The organism is Teichococcus aestuarii, assembly GCF_042651065.1.
GTDB classification, from domain to species: domain Bacteria; phylum Pseudomonadota; class Alphaproteobacteria; order Acetobacterales; family Acetobacteraceae; genus Pseudoroseomonas; species Pseudoroseomonas aestuarii.
Window position 1 is genome coordinate 1 of the sequence record NZ_JBHSCH010000060.1, and the last position, 21056, is coordinate 21056.

At 73.6% G+C, this 21056-nt stretch carries 14 protein-coding genes; 8 read left to right on the forward strand and 6 right to left on the reverse strand.

Going from position 1 to position 21056, the window contains the following annotated elements; translation table 11 throughout:
- The 5 genes from ACFOY6_RS18800 to ACFOY6_RS18820 all read left to right on the forward strand — a co-directional run.
- Window positions 1-1431: RAD55 family ATPase (locus tag ACFOY6_RS18800; protein WP_379651923.1), on the forward strand; the 1431-nt coding region annotated here is incomplete at its 5' end.
- A gap of 1 nt (window position 1432) precedes the next feature.
- Window positions 1433-1819: a response regulator transcription factor gene (locus ACFOY6_RS18805; RefSeq protein WP_379651924.1), complete on the forward strand. Its 387-nt coding sequence runs from the start codon at window positions 1433-1435 to the stop codon at window positions 1817-1819.
- 322 nt (window positions 1820-2141) lie between these two features.
- Window positions 2142-7586, forward strand: a complete 5445-nt coding sequence (locus ACFOY6_RS18810; RefSeq protein ID WP_379651925.1) for a hypothetical protein — start codon at window positions 2142-2144, stop codon at window positions 7584-7586.
- Window positions 7587-7589: 3 nt separating this feature from the next.
- Entirely contained in the window at window positions 7590-10685 is a 3096-nt protein-coding gene (locus ACFOY6_RS18815; protein ID WP_379651926.1) for a hypothetical protein, read from the forward strand.
- A gap of 52 nt (window positions 10686-10737) precedes the next feature.
- The gene (locus ACFOY6_RS18820; RefSeq protein ID WP_379651927.1) at window positions 10738-11814 is read left to right on the forward strand and encodes a hypothetical protein; all 1077 of its coding nucleotides are present in this window, start codon (window positions 10738-10740) and stop codon (window positions 11812-11814) included.
- Window positions 11815-11925: 111 nt separating this feature from the next.
- On the opposite strand, the gene arsJ is transcribed toward ACFOY6_RS18820, so the two are convergent.
- From arsJ to ACFOY6_RS18850, 6 genes are all read right to left on the reverse strand, one after another.
- A complete protein-coding gene (arsJ, locus tag ACFOY6_RS18825; protein WP_379651928.1) occupies window positions 11926-13164 on the reverse strand; it encodes an organoarsenical effux MFS transporter ArsJ in 1239 nt (412 codons plus the stop codon).
- A 4-nt stretch (window positions 13165-13168) separates the two neighbouring features.
- A complete protein-coding gene (locus tag ACFOY6_RS18830) occupies window positions 13169-14230 on the reverse strand; it encodes an ArsJ-associated glyceraldehyde-3-phosphate dehydrogenase (RefSeq protein WP_456316947.1) in 1062 nt (353 codons plus the stop codon).
- Complete coding sequence (locus tag ACFOY6_RS18835) at window positions 14227-15087, reverse strand: metalloregulator ArsR/SmtB family transcription factor (RefSeq protein ID WP_379651929.1); 861 nt, start codon at window positions 15085-15087, stop codon at window positions 14227-14229. Before ACFOY6_RS18835 ends, ACFOY6_RS18830 begins: the two co-directional genes overlap by 4 nt.
- Window positions 15088-15642: 555 nt before the next feature.
- The gene (locus tag ACFOY6_RS18840; RefSeq protein ID WP_379632470.1) at window positions 15643-16869 is read right to left on the reverse strand and encodes an MFS transporter; all 1227 of its coding nucleotides are present in this window, start codon (window positions 16867-16869) and stop codon (window positions 15643-15645) included.
- A 10-nt stretch (window positions 16870-16879) separates the two neighbouring features.
- Window positions 16880-18214, reverse strand: coding sequence for an NAD(P)-binding domain-containing protein (locus tag ACFOY6_RS18845; RefSeq protein WP_379651930.1), 1335 nt, complete (start codon window positions 18212-18214; stop codon window positions 16880-16882).
- A gap of 61 nt (window positions 18215-18275) precedes the next feature.
- Window positions 18276-18632, reverse strand: coding sequence for a PadR family transcriptional regulator (locus tag ACFOY6_RS18850; protein ID WP_245906707.1), 357 nt, complete (start codon window positions 18630-18632; stop codon window positions 18276-18278).
- A gap of 306 nt (window positions 18633-18938) precedes the next feature.
- On the opposite strand from ACFOY6_RS18850, the gene ACFOY6_RS18855 reads away from it, so the two are divergent.
- From ACFOY6_RS18855 to ACFOY6_RS18865, 3 genes are all read left to right on the forward strand, one after another.
- Window positions 18939-19361 (forward strand): CopG family transcriptional regulator, encoded by a 423-nt coding sequence (locus tag ACFOY6_RS18855; RefSeq protein WP_109519223.1) that lies wholly within the window; start codon window positions 18939-18941, stop codon window positions 19359-19361.
- 150 nt (window positions 19362-19511) lie between these two features.
- Window positions 19512-20795 (forward strand): extracellular catalytic domain type 1 short-chain-length polyhydroxyalkanoate depolymerase, encoded by a 1284-nt coding sequence (locus ACFOY6_RS18860; protein ID WP_379651931.1) that lies wholly within the window; start codon window positions 19512-19514, stop codon window positions 20793-20795.
- The gene (locus ACFOY6_RS18865) at window positions 20792-21022 is read left to right on the forward strand and encodes a hypothetical protein (RefSeq protein WP_379651932.1); all 231 of its coding nucleotides are present in this window, start codon (window positions 20792-20794) and stop codon (window positions 21020-21022) included. Before ACFOY6_RS18860 ends, ACFOY6_RS18865 begins: the two co-directional genes overlap by 4 nt.
- The last annotated feature ends 34 nt before the right edge of the window (window positions 21023-21056 follow it).

Here is a 21056-nt window from a genome sequence, read left to right on the forward strand (position 1 = left end):
ACCAGTGCCCCACCCCGGTTCCAATGGCTCATCGCCGCCGCCTCTGACCATGCTCCACTAAAATCTTGCCCGGAACAGTTGATGGGGGCTGGTCAGCTCTGCTTCAGCAATGCGGCCCATGGCGGGAATGCGCTCTATGTCAGCCTGCTCGCGGAATCGCACGACCGCCTGCTGTCCTACATGCGCCCCATGCGCTTCTACGACGCTGAAGTCCTGCCCGACCGGATCTCCTACTTGAGCGCGTTTCCTATCCTCATGAAGGAAGGGCCCGCCGCACTCCAGCGGCTCCTGGTCGAGGAGATCCGGCGCCGGAACGCCACACTCGTCATCGTCGACGGGTTGTTCGTCATCCATGACGTGTTCGGCTCGGAAGCGGAGTTCCGGCGCTTCGTGCACGAGGTGCAGGGCGTCGCCAGCCTCATGCAGAGCGCGATCCTCATGCTGACGAACCAGAGCCGGGAGAGGTCGTCGCCCGAGTTCACCATGGTGGACGGCTGGATGGAGCTCATCGACGAGATCCGCGAGGCGCGGTCCGTGCGGGCCCTGGTGGTGCACAAGCAGCGCGGCTCCGCCTATCTCCGGGGCCGCCACGTGTTCCGTATCACGGATGATGGCATCGTCGTCTTCCCGCGGCTGGAAGCCGCCCAGCCGCGGCAGCCCGCGCTCTCTTCCCCCATGGCACGGGTCAGCTCCGGGATCGCGCAGTTCGACACGATGCTGCAAGGGGGTTACCCCTCCACCTCATCCACGATCATCATCGGACCGTCGGGCTCCGGCAAGACAACCCTGGGCCTGCATTTCCTCACCGGGTCGACCCCCGAATCTCCCGGGCTGATGTTCGGCTTCTACGAGCCGCCCACCCACCTCATGGCCAAGGCCCGGGCCGTCGGGGTGGACCTGGAGGGGCTTGTCGCACGCGGTGCCGTCGAGATCCTGTGGCAGCCCGTCGCGGACAATCTGGCGGACGAGCTGGGCTGGCGGATCATTGATACGGTGCGGCGCACCGGCGCGAAGCGGGTCGTCGTGGATGGCATGGAGGCTTTCGACCGCGCCCTGCTGTTCCCAAGGCGGCTGCCCACCCTCATCAACGCCCTCAACAACATCCTGAAGCCTCTGGGCACGACCGTCCTCTACACGCGGGAGATCGATGAGCTCCACGAGCTGAGGTCCCTGCCGGATGACCTCTCGGCCAAGTCGGAGAACCTGGTGCTGCTCCACTATGAGAGGCATGAGCGCCTGCTTCGCCGCATGCTCTCGATCCTGAAGGTCCGGGACAGCGATTTCGACCCGTTCTCGGAGGAATTCTACGTCACCGATCAGGGCATCCGCTTCGGCCAGCAGCCAACCCCGAAGGGACGACGGCCGGCCGGCGCCGCGGACATTTCCAGCATGGCCCCTCCGAGCGGGGCGGCGCTCCCCTCCAGGGCATGACATGAAGAAGATTCTCGTGGTCGAGGACGAGATTGTCGTCGCGATGAGCATGGAAATGGTGCTGGAGAGCGAGGGCTTTGCGGTGATGCTGGCCTCGGATGGCCGCGACGGGCTGGTGCTGGCCGAGAGGGAGACGCCCGACCTGATCATCACCGACCTGATGATGCCGCGCATGGACGGCATGATGATGATCGCGCGGATCCGGGAAATCGGCTCTGCCACGCCTATCGCACTGACCACCTGGGTTCCGGAGGGGAAGGTCAACGCCACCTCTCAGCGCAGCTACGACGCCTTCCTTCCGAAGCCCTTCAGCGACTCCGAGCTGCTGGCCGTCGTGCGCCAGCTGCTCGACGGCGCCGCTTTGTCTCGCACGCAGGAAGAAGGCTGACCGGCGGGACCGGCCATCGCACGGCATTCTCATGCAGCCCCTAACGTTTCGATTTTGCAATTTACGGGCGTGCTTTGGCCGCCGGCGGGCGCGGGACGCGTTCGCCCCGCGGTCGCGGCGGGCCTGATCTCCGCCTGACGAAGCGCCGCCGCCAGGATGCGCCGGGGTGACCGCAACCGGCCGGCATGGATGTTCACGACTGCGCCAGCGCCGCGGTCTTGGCTTACGCCGTCAGCCAGGAATCTGATTACAATATCGTACCGAATGGCGCTCCGGCCGGCAGCCGGCCAGCGCCGGGTTCCCAAGCCGGGAGGGCAGTGGCATGGCCTCGATCTGGGACCTGCTGGCCGCCCGCAGGCTCGATGCGGCCATCGTCTTTCCGGCACATATCCGCGCGCTGCTCGAGAGTTGCCAGCTACAAGGGGCCGCCCCGGATGACGACGACATCAGCGGGGATGTCGCCATGAGCGCCGGCGCGAAGCCGCTCGGCTTCTTCTCGCTGGCTCTCACGCCACCCGTCCCACCGGTGGGCTTCCGCCTGCTGTTCGAGGCAGGCCCGTCCTTCCGCTTCTGGCTGAAGGTCAGCGCGCTGCCGGGCGTCAGGATCCCCTTCGGGTTCGTGGCCGGCGCGCCGGGCGCGGCGCTGAAACCGGCGAGCCGCATGAGCGACGGCGACCGCGAATGGCTGGTCCCCGCGGCGGGCGAGGTGACGCTCGAAGGCGCGGCGCTTTCGATCCTGGTGCAGGGTACGGCCGGCGGCATGGCGCGGCTGCGGCTGACGCCCGCCGGCGAGCAGGCGGAGGGCATTGTCGCCCTGGCGCTGAAGCCCACGGCCGTGCTCATCGGCGACACCGGATTCGGCCTCGACCTGCCGCAGGGCCTCGTTCTCGACGACAGCACGACGGCGAAGGCCGAGGGGGAGACGCGGATCGGCGGGCAGGCCGTCCCGGTGCCGGCGGACCTGCCGGCCTGGCGCGGCCTCGTCGTGCGGGCGGCGCGCTTCTTCCTGCCGGAAAGCGTGCCCTTCCTCGGCGCGCATGCGGTGGACGCGCATGTCGAGATCGGGCTCGACCCGCCGGGCATCGCCCTGGCGGTCCACGCCAGGGTCGCCGCCACCGGACATCGGCCGGGGATCGAGGTGCTGATCGAATGCCAGGATCCGGCGGCCTCCGCGCTGCAGGGCTTCGTGCCGACGCTGGTCGAGGCGGCGATGACCCTGCCCCTCGACGGGCGGCAGGAGGATGTCGGCGGGCAGGCGCTGACCTTCTCGGCCGGCAGGCCCGTCACCGCCCGCCTCCGCTTCGCGCGCCGGCCGGATGATCCGCTGACCCGGCTGACGCTCGGCGTCGAGGCCCAGGGCGCGGAAGGCATCCTCAGCGTCCATGCGCCGCAGGGCGGCCCGGCTGCCCGGGCGGCGATCGGCGCCGGCGCCCTGGCCACCGCCCTGGTCGCCGACCGCCCGCCGGCGGAGGCCGATTCCGGCGGGGTGGTCCTGCACGCCCTGCTGGTCGCCGGCCTCGGCCTGACCGCCTTCCTGAAGGACAAGGGCAGCGTCACGCTCCATGGGGTGGAGCTGGATGCGGCCGGGCATGGCCTGCCGCTCGGCCAGCCGCTGAAGCTCACCATCGACTACTCGGTGGATGTGGTGGTGGTCCCGATCGAGCTCGGCGCCCTCAGCGTCCGGATCCGGGACGAGCAGCCGATGCGGGTGCGCAACCGCCATGTCGGCCTGACCATCGATCCGTCGAAGGGCGGCCTGGCCATGTTCGGCCTCGATTTCAGCCGCGCCGACATGGAGATCGAGGATCCGGGCGCCTGGCAGGTGCAGGGGCCGGCCTCGCTGTTCGACATCCTCGGCACCCGGTCCGGCCGCGGCTCGATGTGGCTGGAGGTGGACCTGCGCTTCAAGCTGGAGCTGGGGCCGGTGAAGGTCTCGGGCGCCACCATCCGCGCGACGCTCGATCCCGCCACCCGGAGGATCACCGCCTCGCTGGAGGGGCTCGACGCGGCGGTCTCGATCCCGGCGCTGGTGGAGGGGCGCGGCCGGTTCCAGCTGCTCAGGGAGGGCGGCTTCGCGGCCAGGCTCGGCCTGGCCATCCTCCCGCTCAACCTCGGCGCCTCGGCGACGGTGCTCTACCAGCCGGAGGGCGGCAGCTACCTGCTGTTCCTGCGCCTGGGGGCCGATCTGCCGGGCCCGCTCCCGGTCGCCAACACCGGCCTCGGCATCTACGGCCTCGCCGGCTCACTCGGCATCAACGCCGCCCCGAGGCTGCCGCCCTCGGCTGGCGCGGACCCGGCCGGCGCGGACCCGATCGGCCAGCAGCTCGGCTGGGATTCCACGGCGGCCGATGCCTTCGCCTTCCAGCCCGGGGCCCGCACGCTCGGCGGGGAGGCGGTGATCGGCACCGTCCCGGATCTCGGCTTCTCCTTCTCCACCAAGGCGGGCCTGTTCCTGACCGTGCCCGACCTCGCCATCCGCGCCGCGCTCTGGAGCAAGGTGATGTCGCCGCGGCCGGGGATCGACGACCGCCCGGCGGGGCCGGAGATGGGCCTGGCCTTCAAGGGCGCCGCCGTGATCGCGCCACGCGACGGCGTCACCATCGCGCTGCGCGGCGAGCTGAACATGCCGCCGCTGCTCAGTGCCGCCATCCCGCTCGGCGCCTGGTTCCCGGCCAGCGGGCAGCCCGGGGTGGATGCCGCGGACTGGTTCATCCACCTGGGCGCGGATGGCTATGCCGGCCAGGGGCGCGGCATGGGCCCGGCGCGGGCCGTCATCCTGCCGGGCCTGCTGGAACAATCGGCCGATGCCTACCTCATGGTGCGCGGCAAGGGCATCGAGCGCTGGCCGCGCGGCCAGCCGGGCCTGACCATCGCCGATGGCATGGTGCTGGCCTTCGGCTTCGGCGTGGACATCGCGCTCGGCCCGCGCCCCTTCGCCTGGGCCGAGGTGCAGGCGCGGGCCGACCTGCTGCTCGCCACCCATCCCCTCATCCTGGCCGGCTTCGGCCGGCTGGCGGGGTCGCTGCATCTCGGCCCCTTCTCCATCGGCGTGGAGGCGGATGTCGCCTTCATCATCGCCGAGAACGCGCCCGCCGGCCTCGCGGCCCGGATCTGCGGCCGCATCGACCTGTTCTTCACCGACATCGAGGGCTGCGTCGACATCACGCTCGACGCCGCGCCGACGCGCCGCGTGCCGCCGCCCGGCCAGCATCCGCTCGACCGGCTGGAGGGCGACACCGCCACGGGCGACCTGGCCCAGCTGATCGACCATCACTACGAGCGCATCGCCCCCCTGTCGCGCAGCGCGGCCGGCGCGCCGACGGTCTGGCCCGACACGCTGCTGCACCTCGGCTTCGCGCAGACGCCGCAGGCGGTGGGCGCCTTCACCGGCGGCCAGTTCCCCCAGGCGGAGGCCCAGGCGCCGCCAGCCGAGCCGGCCGGCAGCCAGATGCTGGAATATCGCTGGTCGCTGCACGGGCTTTCGCTGCGGGACGTCACGGGGGACGAGGACGGCCCCGGCACGCCCGTGCCGGGGCCGCTGAGCGCCGCCTGGCAGAAGGGCAAGGACGGCGATCCCGGCAGGCGGCCGCAGGCTGGCGAGCTGGTCCTCCTCACCTGCGTCAACGACCTCTGGCTCGACCGCCTGGCGGATGGCGGCGCCTCGCTGCCGCCTTCCCCGGCGGAGGACTCCGAGACCATCTGCCGCTTCGAGCATGCGGCGAGGATCGGCTGGGCGGTCGGCGCCGGGGCGGCGGCGGAGGCGGGCGGCATGCGCCTGCCGCCCGACCCGGTGCTCCCGGACCCCGCCGCCAGCCGGTTCTCCGCCCTCGTGACCTGCCGGCATGACCGCTTGCCGGGGGTGGCGCTGGGGGCGGCGACCGCGGCGCTGCTGCCGCCGCCGCTGCGCTACGAGCCGCCCGAGCCGGGCCGGCTCGACCCGCCGCTCGTGGTGGACCCCGGCCTGGATCCGGACCGCCGCTTCGAGGGCTGGCTTCAGCTCGGGCAGGTGCCGCCGGACGGGCCGCGGGAGGCCGCGTCGCGCGGGCAGCGCCAGGATCATGTGGCGGAGATCCGGCCCTCGGCGCCGCTCCTCCGCCCCCGCCTCTGGCTGGTGGTGGACCGCTGGAGCGACGAGGGGCCCGCCGTCTCGGTGACCGACGGGGCCGGCGGCGTCTGGCGCACGTCCCGGGGGGCGGGCGGGGCCACGGTCACCCTGCCGGTGCCGGGGGGCCGCGTGGCGGTGCGGTTCGCGCCGGCCACGCCCGGCCGGGCCGAGATCGCCTCGGTGCTGGTGCGCTGGGCGCCGGCGGCGCGGCTGGCCATGCTCGGCCTCTGCGGCATCACCCGCGCGGCGCGGGCGGCCGCGGTCGCTGCCGCCGGCGCCGCCGCCGCCGCCGAGGCCTATCTCGCCGCCGCCGCGGCGGGGCCCCAGCCGCCAGACAAGCCGACAGGCACGGCGGTGCGCTGCATCCTGCAGCCCGGCCGCACCTACCGCCTCGACCTGGACCTGCGCTGGACCGGCACGCTCTACGAGCAGGACGAGTCCGGCGCGCGCAAGGCCGTGGCGACGGCGACGGCGGAGGAGGGCAAGAGCTACGCGCCCCGGGACCAGGGGAGCCAGCCGACCGCCCGCGCCTACTTCTTCCGGACCGCCAGGGTGCCGCAGCGGCCGGCCGGCGCCGGGCCGGTGCCCGACCGCCGCCCCGATTACGGCACGCCCGAGCGCCTCGCCTTCCTGACCAGCCGCCGCGACATCTTCGAGCCGGAGATGCTGCAGCGCCACCTGCTCGGCTACACGCCGGCGCAGAGCGAGACCGCGCGCTTCCGCGACGACCCGGTGGCCGCGCATTTCGACGCCGGCCATGTGGCCGCCCTCGCCAGGGCCTATGGCTTCGCGCTCAGGCTGGGCCTGCGGCGGGTGGACGTGCCGCACGACTCGGCGGACCCGGCGAGCCGGGGGCGGCTTCTCCTGCTGGAGCCGGCCTGGGGGCCGCTCCGCGCGCCCGAGCTGCTCGGCTCCGCCGACCGCATCCGCCATGAGCGCGCCGGGCGGGCCGCCTGCCCGATGCCCAGGCCGGGCGGCACGCTCGAGGCGCAGCAGCCGCTGGAAGGCCGCGCCTGGTACGAGGTCCATGTCCACGCCAGGGCCGGCGATGGCGGCGCCGACGGGCGCCTGCCGGGGGTGACCTTCCGCACCTCGCGCTGGCGCTCGCCGGCCGAGATGATGGCGGGGCTCGGCTTCCCGCCGGCCGGCGATCCCGGCCGCCCGCAGGGGGATATCGAGATCGCCGCCCTGCCGGCCTTCCCCCAGCCGGTGCTCGAAGGCGAGGATGCCGCCTTCGAGGCCGCGATGGAGGCGCTCGGCCTGCGGGGCTGGCCGCCAGCCGGCGAGGCGCCGCGCGTCAGCCAGCTCTGGCTCCGCCCCTCCGCCGGCGCCGGGCCCGCCTGGCGCTGCGCCGGCGTGCTCGTGGAGGCCCCGGAGCCCATCCACCGGCCGGGCCGCGCCGAGCTCGGCGCCCCGCGCGTGCTCACCCGCGCCGCGCCGGCACAGGGCCTGCCCTTGCCGGTCCGGCGCAGGGACCGCGGCGGCACGCGGCTGCTGCTGCTCGCCACGGCCCCCTTCGCGCCGCAGCGCTTCCAGCGCCCGCTGCCGCGGCAGATCGTGCCGCCGGTGCTCCTGCTGCCGCTCGCGGATCTCCGGGCCGGCGCGACGGTGACCGGCCGCCTCGCGCTGCGCGAGCGGCCCGGCTTCGCCGGGGAGGCCTGACCCATGCCGCTGCTGGCGCCACCGGATCTGTTCGCCGCCCTGGCCATCGCGGCCGAGGCGGACCCCGACCTGCCGCCGGGCACCCATCTCCGCCTGCTGCCCTCGCCGGCCCTCGGCTTTCCGCTCGCGCCCTTCGGCCTCTTCCGCGTCACGGCCGAGCCGGCGGAGGCGCGCATCATCTGGCGCGACCGCGAGCATCGGCCGCGGGAGAATGGCGAGCTGGAGCCTGCGGAGGGCGTCCTCTTCGCCGACATCGTCCGGCCGGCCGGCCAGGGCGGCCTCGCGGCCCTTGTCGCGGTCACGGTGGAGGCGTTCGAGGGCACGGCCCTCCTGCTCGACCGGATGGGCGACCGGATCCTCGCGCGGGCATCGCGGCCCCCCTACACGCTGGGCGGCCCGCGGGTGGAGCGGCTGCGGCTGGAAGGGCGCGGCCAGGCCCGGCTCCGCCTGTGGCAGGTGCGGCTGTCGCGCGTGCTGGAGGAGATGCTCGGGCATGGGCCGGCCGAGCTGCTGAGCCTGCCGGTGGACGGGGACCGGCCCTGGTACGCCGGCGGCCGCGGGCGGGACGAAGCCCTGGCGCGGGTCGAGCGCGCCGCGCCGCGCCGCCTGGGCCCGCCGGACCAGCCGGATGGCCCCTTCGAAACGCTTCCCCCGCAGGACGAGGTGCTGCGCGTCGGCACGCAGGCGGAGGCGATCGTCGAGGCCTGCGAGACGATGCTGCGCGATCCCGGCATTTCTCCGCGCCAGGCGGCGCTGCCACCCGCGGTGTCGATGCTCCGTGGCCACCGCCATGCCGCCTCGGTGCGCATCGAGGGCGGGCTGCTGCTGCAGGCCATGGACCCCGGCCTCGGCCGCTTCCTCGGCCTGCTCGGGCATGTCGGGGAGCGCTCCGACCCCGCCCCGCCCGCCGCCTATGCCGCGTTCGGGCTGTTCGCCGCTGATCCCGGGGCGCCGCTGCCCGGCCTGCGCACCCTCGGCGCCGCGCTCGGCGCCGCCTCGGCGGAGGATGCCGCCCTGGCCGGGCGGCTGGCGCGCCTCGCGGTGCGCACCCCCCGGCCCGAGGAAGCCCTGCGCCAGGCGGAGCACACCGCCGCGCGGCACGGCCTCGAGCCACGCGGGCTGGTCGCCTTCGCGGCCGCGGTGCCGCCGCCCGACCCGCCCGGGACCCCGCTACCGGAGCTTGGCCGCGCCGCCTGGATCGGCGCGGACGGCGTCTCCACTGCCTTCCGCCAGGACTTCGTCTGGCCGCGCCCCGAGCTGGGCGCGCTGGTGGCGTTGGGCCGCAAGGAAGCGGACGGCTGGGTGAGCCGGCACCGGAGCGTGGCCCTGCCGGCGGGCGCGCAGTTCCCCTCGCGCGCCCTGCCGCTGCTGCCCGGCCGCACCGCGGAGCGTCCACCGCAATTGCCCGGAGGCCTGCTGTCGGACGCGCCGGTGCCGGAGGCCGACCCGCCCATGCGCTACCGCATCGCCACCGCCGACCTGTTCGGGCGCTTCGGCCCCGCCGTGGAGCTCGACGTCCCGCCCCCCCCGCGCCCGCCGCCGCCGCCAGCGGCGCCGCAGCTGCAGGTGGTGCCGGACGGCCCGCAGGACGGGACGGCGGGGAAGGCCTCGCCCGGGCACCTCCTCATCACCGTGCCGGTGCCTGCCGCCGCCGGCCTTGCCGCCGGCACGCGCGAGATCGTGGCGGTCACGGTCGCGCTGGACGGCCAGGCGGCGGCGTCGCACCCCGTCCCGGGGCCGGACACGGGGGCGGGCCGCATGCTGCCGCTTCCGCCGCAGGCGCTGCCGGACACAGCGCCAGGCGAGACGGCGCGGGGGACCGTGCGGCTCGGCTTCCTGGACGCGGCCGGCGTGGCATCGCCGGAGACGACCCTGCCCTATTCCTGCACCGACCGGCGCCACCCGCCGGTGGTGCCGGCGGCGGCGGGGCTGATCTGGACCAGCCGGCCCGGCCCGGCCGAGGAGGTCGAGCTGAAGCTCGCTTGGCCGGCCGCGCCAGGGGCGCTGTACCGCGCCTTCATCGCCGACGCGAAGAGCCTCGGGCTGCCGGGCTCCTCGCGGGCCGCCATCGCCGTGGCCGCGAGCGACCGCGACCGGCAGGGGCAGCTTGGCGGGCGGTCCTCCTTCCGCCTGCTGACCGACCCGCCCCTCGCCGCCGGCCCGGATGGGCGGGCGGTGCTGGACACGCGGCTGCCGCGCTCGTTCTCGGCCGTGCAGCTTCTGCGCATCGTGCCGCTGGGCCCGGCCGGCCAGGAGGCGCCCTTCGAGAGTTGCCCGGTGGTCGCCGTGGCGGTGCCGGCCGAGCGCCGGCCTCCCCCGCCGCGCCTGACCGTGCGCGTCGATCCCGCGACCGGCCGCGCCACCCTGCGGGTGGAGGCGCCGGGCCTCGACCTCGTGGCGCTGCAGGCGAGCGAGCCCGGCCTGTTCGACACCCCGCCGGCCGCCGGGGCCCGCGCGCCCGAGCTGCGGCTGCGCCGCGCGGCGGGCCCCGTCGCCGACCCGGTCTATGCCCGCATCGTCGATGAGCGGCCGCTCGGGCTCGAGCAGGGTCCCGACGGCCCGTTCCTCGCCGCGGAGTTCCCCGACCCGGCGCCGCTGCTGCCCTTCGTCCGCTACGCCTACTGGGCGGAGGTGCGGATGCCGGCGGAGCGCCGCCTGCCGAGGGAACGGACGGACCTCCCGCCCGCCGCCGGCATCGCGCCGCTCTCGCCGGCGCAGATCGCGGACATGCCGGCCGCCTACAGCCCGGTCTCGGCACCCGCCGCCGCGCTGCACGCGCCCGCCGCGCCGGAGCCGCCCGACGGCCTGCAGGTCTCGGTGCTGGCGCAGCCCGGCGGCCACAGCCTCGCGCTGACGGTGCCATCGCCGCCCGCGGCGCACCCGCTTGCCGTGGGCCGCTACGCGCTGCGGATCTGGCAGCGATGGGGCGACGGGCCGATCGAGCCCGCCGGGCCGGATGTCGAGCTCGACGGCAGCCCGCTGCAATGGACCGGCCCGGCCCGGCCCGGCCCCGTGGCGGCACCGGCGACACTGTTCGTCGCGGTGATCGACCCGCTGGGCCGCATGGCGGAGCCGGTCAGCGTGACGGCGCCGGTGTGAGGCTCGCGCCGGCAGCCGGAAGCAACACCAGGGAGAGAAGGGAGAAGCAGGCATGGCCGCCCGTAGCATCAGGCTCACCATCCGGAACCGCAGCGACAGCCAGTTCGTGCTGTCCGGCGCCTCGCTCGACCACGGGATCTGGTCCCCGGGCCAGGCCCCGCAGCAGGGCGCGCTGCTGCTGGAGACCGACCAGATGGTGCTGGCCAGCGAGTCCTCGGGGCTGATGACCGGCACCGCCGGGCAGGTGACGTTCTCCAGCGTCGTGCTCAATGGCGAGCCGAACCTGTTCACCTTCCGCTGGAGCAATCCCTGGGCCGGCGCGAACAGCTACCTCGTCGAGCATGTGCCGCCAGGAATGGACGCCCATTACGCGGGCGGCGATGGCGACAACGCGCAGGTCACGGTGACCATCGAGGCGGCGAAGGTGCTGCAGACCAGCTTCAAGCCGGAGATCCATGGCTGGCGCTTCACCAATGGCGGCTGGCCGTCTCTTCCGGTCTACACCCTGCCGCCGCCGTTCAATATCGGGATCGGCAATGCCTCCAACGGCCTGTGCGGCGGGATGGTCTTCTCGGCCATCGACTATTTCCTGGCCGGGCGGCCGATTCCGCCGCGCACGGCGGTGCCGGCGACCGACCAGGACCCGGTGTACCAGTACATCGCGTCGCGGCTGCTCGACAGCTTCCACATCGATGAGGATCTCGGGATCGGCACGCTCAACGCCTATCTCGGCGGCATGTCGCAATCGAACGCCGACCGGGCGCGCGCCACCATCAAGGAAGCCCTGCCGAAAATCCGCGCCGACATCGCCTCAGGCCGCCCCGCGGCGCTCGGCATCGTGGCGGCCCAGGCGGCGAACATCTTCGACGGCATCCCGAAGCTCGGCCAGAACCACCAGGTCGCGGCCTACTCCTATGTGCGCAACGGCTCGCAGGTCAGCCTCGGCATCTACGATCCGAATGCGCCCTACAATCCGGCGGTGCCGACGAACCACCTGCGCATGATCACCCTTGATGCCGAGCAGCTCGCCTTCCCCTCCATCCAGCACAATCTCAACCTGCCCCAGCCGCAGATCTTCATGTTCTTCCGCAATCGCTATGCCTTCGTGAATCCGCCGAACATCTCTTGATCATCACCGGGACGCCCTGCCGGCATGCCTTCTGCCGCCCGAGCTGGGCACGCTCGGCGGCAACGGCGCCAGGAACCGCGCCAGCGGCACGGATGCACCGGCCCGCCCCGTCTACAGGGCCGGCTTCCTCTCCTCCCGCACCGGCAGGAACAGGGTGGTGGCCCAGCAAAGGCCCAGCATGGCCGCGGCGCCGATCAGGCACGCCGCCAGGCCGCCCCAGCCATAGAGCAGGCCGGAGAGCAGCGTACCGCCGAACCGCCCCGCCGCATTGGCCGCATAATAGAAGCCGACATCCTCGGCCGCCTTCTCGCCGCCGGCATAGGCCAGGACCAGATAGGAATGGACCGAGGAATTCACGGCGAAGAGGAGGCCGAACACGCACAGCCCCACGGGCACGAACAGCGCCGCATGGGGCAGCCCCGCCAGGAGCATGGCGGCGAGCAGCGCGGGCAGCGCGGCCAGCGCCAGCGACCAGCCCCGCGCCGCCGGCACCTCGGCCGAGAGCCCGTCCTCGCTGCGCCGCACCAGCGCCGGCGCGCTGGCCTGGACGAGGCCGTAGCCGATGGTCCAGAGCGCCAGGAAGCCGCCCACCATCGTGAAGCTCCAGCCATTGGCATAGAGGAAGACCGGCAGGCCCACCACGAACCACACATCCCGCGCGCCGAACAGGAAGATCCGCGCCAGCGCCAGCAGGTTGACGCCGGCGCTCCTGGCGAACAGCTCCCGCGCCGAGCGGGAGGCGCGGGCCCTGCCCATCAGGGGCGGCAGCGCCGCCAGCACCCCCAGCAGGACCAGCGCCAGCGCCACCGCCATCAGCCACAGCGCGCCGCGGAAGCCGAGCAGCTCCAGCAGCAGCCCGCCCAGGAAGAAGCCCACCCCCTTCATCGCGTTCTTGCTGCCGGTGAAGAAGGCGACCCAGCGGAACAGCCGGCCGGACGCTCCCCCGGCGGTGAGCTTGATCGCCGATTTCGAGGCGGTCTTGGTCAGGTCCTTGGCGACGCCGCAGACGCCCTGGGCCAGCACCACCCAGGCCACCGACAGCACGGCCCCCCAGCCCGGCGACAGGGCCGAGAGCAGCAGGAAGCCCGCGATCTGCGTCGCCAGCCCGATCGCCAGCATGCGCGTGATGCCGAAGCGCGTCGCCAGCCAGCCGCCGGCGAGGTTCGCGCCGATGCCGGCCGCCTCGTAGAGCAAGAACAGGAAGGCGAGGGTGAAGGGCGAGTAGCCCAGACGGAAGAAGTGCAGCAGCACCAGCATCCGCAGCGCGCCATCGGTCAGCGTGAAGCCCCAGTAGGCGAGCGTCACGATGACGTAGTCGCGGGTGCCGGATGCGGCGGCGCGGGCCGTCATGGCGTCAGATCCCGGCCGTACGCATGTGGCAGGCGAGATCGACCATGCGGCAGGCATAGCCCATCTCGTTGTCGTACCACGCGTAGATCTTCAGCAGCGTGCCGTCGGTGACGAGGGTCGAAGGGCCATCGACGATGCTGCTGCGCGTGTCCCGCGCATAGTCCGCGCTGACCAGCGGGCGATCCTCGTGGCCGAGGATGCCGGCGAGCGGCCCGGCGGCGGCGGCGCGGAACAGGGCATTGACCTCCTCCGCGCTCGTCTCGCGCCGCATCTCGAAGACGCAGTCGGTCAGCGAGGCGTTGAGCACCGGGGCGCGGACCGCGTGGCCGTTCAGCTTGCCCTTCAGCTCCGGGTAGATCAGCGCGATGGCCGTGGCGCTGCCCGTCGTCGTCGGCTGCAGGGAGAGCATGGCCGAACGCGCCCGGCGCAGGTCCCTGTGCGGCGCGTCCACCACGACATTGGTGTTGGTCGGGTCGTGGATGGTGGTGATCTGGCCGTGGCGGATGCCGATGGCCTCGTGCACCACCTTCACCACCGGGGCGAGGCAGTTGGTGGTGCAGGAGGCGGCGGTGACGACCGGGTGGCGCGCGGGGTCATAGAGCGTCTCGTTCACGCCCATGACGACGTTCAGCACGCTGTCGAACTTCACCGGCGCGGCGACGATGACGCGCCTCGCCCCCCGGTCGAGATGGCCTTGCAGGGCCGCGGGCGTGAGGAACTTCCCGGTGCATTCCAGCACCAGGTCGACGCCGAGATCGCCCCAGGGGATGTCGCCCGGCCGCGCATGCTCCGAGAAGCCCAGGCGCCGGCCGCCGATGCGGATGGCGCCGTCGCCCTCGGCCTCGATCGGCGCGCGCCAGCGGCCCTGCACGCTGTCGAATTCCAGCAGATGGGCCGCCGCGGCGGCGCCGCCCTTCACCTCGTTCAGGTGCACGACATCCAGCCGGTTGCCGGCGCGCGGATCCTCCGCCGGCCGCTCCGCCGCGCCGAGCGCCGCGCGCAGCGCCAGCCGCCCGATCCGCCCCATGCCGTTGATGCCGACCTTCATGGCGCGCGCCTCGATCATGCCCGGTTCCCCAGCGCCAGGGGCTGGGCCAGCTCGTCCAGCCGCGCCTTCAGCGCCATGCGGTCGAGCGCGGCGAAGGGCAGGTTGGTGAAAAGGTCGAGGCGGCGATGCAGGGCGGCATAGAGCTCGTTCAGCAGCGTCGCCCGCTCCACCGCGCTGCCCGTGAACTTCGCCGGGTCCGGCAGCGGCCAGGCGGCGGTGACCTGCGTGCCGGCGAAGTCCGGGCAGGCCTGGAGGTCCAGCGTGTCGCAGAGGGCGATGACGAAATCCATCCGCGGCGCCGCCGGGCCGGTGAACACGTCCCAGGATTTCGAGCACAGCCTGGAGACGTCGTGCCCATGCGCCTTGAGATGCGCCAGCACCTCGGGCAGCGGCCCGCTGGCCAGCGGGGCGGAGCCGGCCGAGAAGGCCCGGAAGCGGCCCTGGCCGATGCCGTTCAGGATGGCCTCTGCCATGATCGAGCGGGCCGAGTTGCGCGTGCAGAGGAACAGCACGTTGAAGGGTGCCGGAGTCATGCGGGCATTCTCCCCATCGGGTTCGAAGAGGCGGTGGAGGTCGCCGCAGCGGGCCGGGTCTCCGCCGCAGCAGGCATCGGCCAGGAAAGCCAGCAGGGCGCGCAGATGCGCGATCCGCGGCGCGTAGATCAGGTGGCGCCCCTGCCGCGTGGCACCGATCAGCCCCGCCTGCTCCAGCGCCCGGAGATGGAAGGACAGGGTGGAAGCCGGCACGCCGAGCCGCGCCGCGATATCGCCCGCCGCCAGCCCGGCCGGCCCGGCGCCGAGCAGCGCGCGCAGCAGCTCCAGCCGGGTTTCCTGCCCCAGGGCGGCAAAGGCGAAGGCAGCCTGCGTCGATTCCATATTTCCAGCATACTCGAAATACAAAGGTGGCAGCGTGAAGCTTTGGTGAAGCTACGGGCCATGCCCCTCCCCTTGATCCGGATCGAGGCGGCCCGGCCCTGGGCGTCCGGGTTGCCCCCCCCCGGGGCCTGCGAGGCGCCGCCGGCCTGGGGAGGCCCTCCATGAGCCTGGCCAGCGGCAACCCCCGCCCTTCCCTCTCCTGGCCAGCCGGCACCGCGCTGGCGCTGAGGGCCTGAGCGCTGCTCTACGGCCAGTTCATCCGCGCCCCGGAATGGATGGCCGCGCATCTGCCGGTCGGATGGCATCCGCGCCTGGGCAGGGCCTTCGCCTCTTCCTCTACGACGTGCCGAAGGTCCTGCTGCTGCTGGTGCCCGTGGTCTTCCTCATGGGCAGGGTGCGCAGCTTCTTCTGCCCCGGGCGCACCCGTGCCCTGGCCTCCGCGCCAGGGGTGGTGGCGCATGCGGGCGGGCTGCCGAAGCCGGAGGATGTGGCGCACCGGATGGCGGGCCGAGGCCATGCCCGGGCCGCTTCCACCGCCCCGCCCCCCGGGCGGCGTCAGCCCGTGGCGGCCCGGCCGCGCGGCCTGAGCGCGAGCGGCACCAGCGGCGCCACCAGGACGAGGTTCACCACCCCCGCGACCGCCAGCGCGACCAGCGTGCCCTCGGCCCCGAGCCATTCCAGCGCCCAGACGCCGAGCATGGGCGCGGCCGCCGTGGCCAGCAGCGTCGGCACCGACAGGCGCCCCATCAGGATCGCGTAGCCCTCCCTGCCGAACAGCACGAGCGGCACCGTCCCGCGCACGATGGAGCGCAGCCCGCTGCCGGCGCCGTAGAGCAGGATCGCCGCCGCCGCCCAGCCCGGCATGGCCAGCAGCAGGATCGCGCCGGCCGCCACCAGGCCGCAGGAGGCCACCAGCGTCCAGACAGGGTGCGCCCGCCCGCCGAAGGCCATCTCCAGCAGGCGGCCGCCGACCTGCGCGGGCCCGACCAGCGCGCCGAGGGCGACCGCCGCCGCCAGTTCCAGCCCGCGCGCCTGCAGCAGCGTGAGCAGGTGCACGGCGATCACCGTCATCACGCCATAGGCGAGGGTGAACACCACGGCGAGCAGGTTGAAGGCGAATCGCTGCTCCGCCGGCAGGTGGCCGGGCGGCGGGGCGCCCGCCGCCGTGGCGGCCGGCTCGGGCGCGCGCGCCTCCTTCGGCAGCATCGCGAGGTAGAGCGGCAGGACCAGGACGAGATGGAGGAGCGCATAGGCGAGGCAGGCGCCGCGCCAGCCCAGCCAGGATTCCAGCAGCGCCGTCAGCGGCCAGCAGAGCGTGCTGGCGAAGCCGCCGAACAGCGTCACCCGGGTGATCGCCGGCCGCGCCGCCTCGCCATAGAGGCGGCCCAGCGCCGAGAAGGCGGGATCGTAGAGCCCCGCCCCCATCCCCAGGCCGATGACCACCCAGGCCGCGACGAAGGCCGCCAGGTTCGGCGCCGCCCAGAGCCCGATCTGGCCCAGCGCGATCAGCGCCGCCGCGGCGGCGAGCACGGGGCGGCCGCCATGCCGGTGGATGAACCGCCCGACGCGCGGCGACACCAGCCCCGAGACCACCAGCCCGGCCGAGAGCGCGCCGAACAGCCAGCCGAGGGGCCAGCCCGTCTCCTCGGCGATCGGCACCGCCAGCACGGCGGGCAGGTAGTAGGTCGAGCCCCAGGAGAGGATCTGGCCGAGCCCGATGGCGGTGATCACCCCCATCCGCGGCCCGCCGGCCGCGCGGGGCGCGGGCGGGGCGGTGCTCACCGTCGCGCCCTCAGCCGCAGCAGCCGCCGGCTTTCACCGGCACCGGCACCGCGACCGGCGCCTCCGCCGGCGCGCAGCAGGCGGGCGCCACGCGCTCGGTGGAGCAGACGCCGGTCTCCGGCAGCACCAGCTCGACACGGCGCGCCGCCGCCAGGTCGCCGGCGAGGAAGGCCGCGATGGAGCGCACCTGCTCATGCCCCGTCGCCAGCAGGAAGGTGGGCGCGCGGCCGTAGCTCTTCATGCCAGCGATGTAGAAGCCGGCCTCCGGCTGGCGCAGCTCGGCCTCGCCATGCGGGCGGACGGTGCCGCAGGAATGCAGGTTGGGGTCGATCAGCGGCGCGAGCGCCGGCGTCGCCTCCACCGCCGGGTCGAGCGCCAGCCGCACCTCGCGCAGGAAGGACAGGTCCGGGCGGAAGCCGGCCGCGACGATCATGCGGTCGGCGCCGACCGTCACCGACCCCGCCGCCTGCCGGCCGGTGACGGCAAGGGCGCCGTCCCGCTCCGCGATACAGTCGATCAGGAAGGGCGCGAGGGCGGTGACCGCGCCGGACTCCACCAGCGCCTGGGCGCGGGCGCCGAGCGCGCCGCGCCGGGCGAGCCCGTCCCTGGCGCCGCCGCCGAAGCTCACCGCGCCGAGCGGGCGGCGGAAGGCCCAGAGGATGCGCGTGCCGGGCGCCTCCCCCGCCAGCTCGGCCAGGTCGAGCACCGCGTTCATGGCGGAGTGCCCGGCGCCGACCACGAGCGTCGTCCGCCCCGCATAGGCCATGCGCTCCGCGCCGAGGATGTCGGGGATGCCATAGGCGATGCGCCCGGCCTGGGCCGCTTCGCCCGGCGCGGGCAGGCCGTGGCTGCCGGCGGGGTTCGGCGCGTTCCAGGTGCCCGAGCAGTCGATCACCGCGCGCGCCTCGAGGGCCTCGGTGCCGCAGCAGGTCTCGACATGCAGCACGAAGGGCGTGGCCTCGCGGCCGGCGACGTCATGCAGGCGGCCGAGGTCGCGGCGCGCCACGCCGGCCACCTTCGCACCGGTGCGGATGCGCCCGCGCAGGGCCGCCGTGGCGGCGAGCGGCGCCAGGTAGTCCGCCACCAGCTCCGCGCCGGTCGGGTAGTGGCCGGGCTCGGGCGCCGTCCAGCCCTCCGCCGCGAGCAGCGCCCGCGCCGCGGCATCGGTGTTGAAGGCCCAGGGCGAGAACATGCGCACATGGCCCCAGGCGCGGACCGCATGGCCCACCGCTGGCCCGGCCTCGAGCAGCAGCGGCTCGATCCCGCGGGCGAGGAGTTGCGCGGCGGCGGCCAGCCCGACGGGACCAGCGCCGATGATGGCGACCGGAAGACTGGAGGTGGTCATGGGCACGCTCCCTGATACATCGGAGGGTAAGGTATGATGGCGTGAGAAGCCGCGCGATGGCTCATCCGCAGCAATCCCCGCCGGAGGGGCGCGCGGCGCGCGCGCGGTCGGCGGCGGCAAAGGCCCGCCCGGTATCCTGCAGGGCCGCGGTCGCCTCCATCCAGGCTTCCAGCGCAACGCGGAAGGCGGCGCGGCCGGCCTCGGTCAGCGCATAGACCTTGCGCTGGCGGCCGCTGACGACCTCCTCGGCCACGGTGACGAAGCCGCCGCTCTCGAATTCGCGGAGGACGGGATAGATGGTTCCCTCGGTCGGCGAGCAGCAGCCGCCGGTGGTGCGCTCGACGGCGCGGGCGATGTCGTAGCCGTGCATCGGCCCCTCGTGCAGGACACGCAGGATGAAGAACTTGGACAGGCCCATCTTGATCGTCCCCGCCCAGTAATCCCGGGAGGCATAATCGACACGGGGCGGAGGGGAACGGCGCAGGGCTTCCATGCCCTGAATCTATACCTTGCCCTTCGATGCATCAAGCATCATCGCAGCCCGGCATACGCCACCGGGCGAACCCGCTCCAGGCTGGCCGAAGCTTCCAACGACCGGGCGGGGAGGGCCATGGCAGAGAAGGCCAGGATGCCCTTCCTCACGACCAGAGATGCCGGCTGCTTGCATTCTCCATCTCGGCACCCAATTTACCATCCATGTGGATGGCAAGGGGATGGCAGAACGATGCCGAGCAATGTGCGCGAGCTGCGGCCCAAGGCGGGCGGCGACACCGAGAAGATCACCATCAACCTTGGCTATGTCGATCTTGGCCACATCGACCTGCTGGTGCAGGACGGCTTCTACTCCAACCGTACCGACTTCATCCGCACCGCCATCCGCAACCAGATCGAGCGGCATGCCGACGCGGCCAGGCAGTCGGTCACGCGGAAGAACCTGGATCTCGGATTGCGGCACTACAGCCGCGAGGATCTCGAGGCGGCACGCGAGGCCGGGCAGATGCTCCACATCCGGGTGTTGGGCCTCGCGAGCATCGCGGCCGACGTCACGCCCGAGCTGGCCAGAGCGGCGATCGGCTCGGTCTCCGTCCTGGGCGCACTTCAGGCCAGCGCCGCGGTGAAGGCCGCCCTGGCCGACCGCACCCGCTGATCGTCCCGAAACGCACCGCACGCTGCTGACCGCCGCCTCGCATCGGGATGGCGGCCGACGTTTTCCGCCACCGGCCTCCCATGACGGGATGCAGAGCGAGCCTCCCTGCAAGGATGGCTGGCCTGTCTCCGCGCATTGAAAGCACCAGACATGAACGCGATGCTCCCAAAGGACATGCTTGAGGCGGCCCGCCTCACCCGCGAAGGCCGGCTCGCCGAAGCTTCCGCGCTGCTGCAGCGTCTCCTGCAAGGCAATGCGGCGGCTGATCCTGCAGCGGCCACGCCACAGGGCGGCCTCGGCATCCCGGCTGCGCGGCCGCCGCGCATCATCGACGTGAACCCCGAGACCGGCGAGGTGTCGGAGCCGGCCCCGGCCCCGGCTGCCGCCGCAGCACGCCGGAAGGCGGGCGGCCCCTGGCCGGCTGCCGGCATGGGCAAGGCCCCCCTGCCGCAAATGCCGGAGGCGCTGCGCGGCTTCCTCGACCAGTTCAACCAGGGCGGCCTGGGACAGGGGCTGGAGGGGCTGGCACGGCGCGGGCCGGCCGCCGCGCCCGGGCCAATGCCCGAGGGGGCGCGGTTCGTGGCGGGGTCCTTCGGCGCCAAAGCCGGGAGCCGCGCCTACAAGCTGTACATCCCCAGCACCCGTCGCAGCGGGCCGGTGCCGCTGGTCGTCATGCTGCACGGCTGCACCCAGTCACCCGACGATTTCGCTGCCGGGACACGCATGAACCTGCTCGCCGAGGAGCACGGCGTGCTCATCCTGTATCCGGCGCAGCCGAGTTCCGCCAACGCCCAGAAGTGCTGGAACTGGTTCAGCCCGGGCGACCAGCAGCGCGACCAGGGGGAGCCGTCGCTGATCGCGGGCATGACCCGGCAGGTCATGCGCGAACACGCAGCCGATCCGCGGCGGGTCTACGTCGCCGGGCTGTCGGCTGGCGGGGCGGCCGCCGCCATCATGGGGCAATCCTATCCGGACCTCTATGCCGCGGTCGGGGTGCATTCCGGCCTGGCCTGCGGCGCGGCCCGCGACCTCACCTCAGCCCTCGCCGCCATGCGGCAGGGCGCCGCTGGCACGCCCCTCCGGACCGGGGATGCGGCGCGGGTGATACCGACGATCGTTTTCCATGCCGACCGGGACACCACCGTGCATCCCCGCAACGGCGACCAGGTCATCGCGCAATCGGCTGCCGCCGCGCCCAGCGGGCTCCGCACCGAGACGCAGCGCGGGCAGGTGGCGGACGGGCACGCCTACAGCCGCACCCTGCACGCCGATGCCGCGGGGCAGACGGTGCTCGAGCAATGGCTCATCCACGGCGGCGGCCATGCCTGGTCCGGCGGCAGCCCCGCCGGCTCCTACACCGACCCGCGTGGACCCGATGCCTCGCGCGAGATGCTCCGCTTCTTCCTGGAGCATGCGCAGGACGCCGCCTCGTGACAGTCGCGCGGGCCGGCCACGCGGCTGGCCCGCGCCACCCCGAAGCGGCACCGCATCGAGACCATGTCCGGCAGGCTCAAGGGCTGCGTCGCATTGCCCTGCGTCACGACCGCTCCGCCCGCACCGCCATGTCGGCCATCCGCCTCGCGGCCGCCATGTTCTTCGGACAGCAAGTCCTGACCTTAGCCATCGCTGCCATGCTGCAGATCGCTGGCGGCGATTCATGAACGTCGTTTGCCCAACCGCATTCCAGGTCAGGCG

Coding starts and splice junctions, on each gene's coding strand:
- ACFOY6_RS18805 (WP_379651924.1), top strand. CDS start 1,433: ATGAAGAAGATTCTCGTGGTCGAGGACGAGATTGTCGTCGCGATGAGC.
- ACFOY6_RS18810 (WP_379651925.1), top strand. CDS start 2,142: ATGGCCTCGATCTGGGACCTGCTGGCCGCCCGCAGGCTCGATGCGGCC.
- ACFOY6_RS18815 (WP_379651926.1), top strand. CDS start 7,590: ATGCCGCTGCTGGCGCCACCGGATCTGTTCGCCGCCCTGGCCATCGCG.
- ACFOY6_RS18820 (WP_379651927.1), top strand. CDS start 10,738: ATGGCCGCCCGTAGCATCAGGCTCACCATCCGGAACCGCAGCGACAGC.
- arsJ (WP_379651928.1), bottom strand. CDS start 13,164: ATGACGGCCCGCGCCGCCGCATCCGGCACCCGCGACTACGTCATCGTG.
- ACFOY6_RS18830 (WP_456316947.1), bottom strand. CDS start 14,230: ATGATCGAGGCGCGCGCCATGAAGGTCGGCATCAACGGCATGGGGCGG.
- ACFOY6_RS18835 (WP_379651929.1), bottom strand. CDS start 15,087: ATGGAATCGACGCAGGCTGCCTTCGCCTTTGCCGCCCTGGGGCAGGAA.
- ACFOY6_RS18845 (WP_379651930.1), bottom strand. CDS start 18,214: ATGACCACCTCCAGTCTTCCGGTCGCCATCATCGGCGCTGGTCCCGTC.
- ACFOY6_RS18850 (WP_245906707.1), bottom strand. CDS start 18,632: ATGGGCCTGTCCAAGTTCTTCATCCTGCGTGTCCTGCACGAGGGGCCG.
- ACFOY6_RS18855 (WP_109519223.1), top strand. CDS start 18,939: ATGCCGAGCAATGTGCGCGAGCTGCGGCCCAAGGCGGGCGGCGACACC.
- ACFOY6_RS18860 (WP_379651931.1), top strand. CDS start 19,512: ATGAACGCGATGCTCCCAAAGGACATGCTTGAGGCGGCCCGCCTCACC.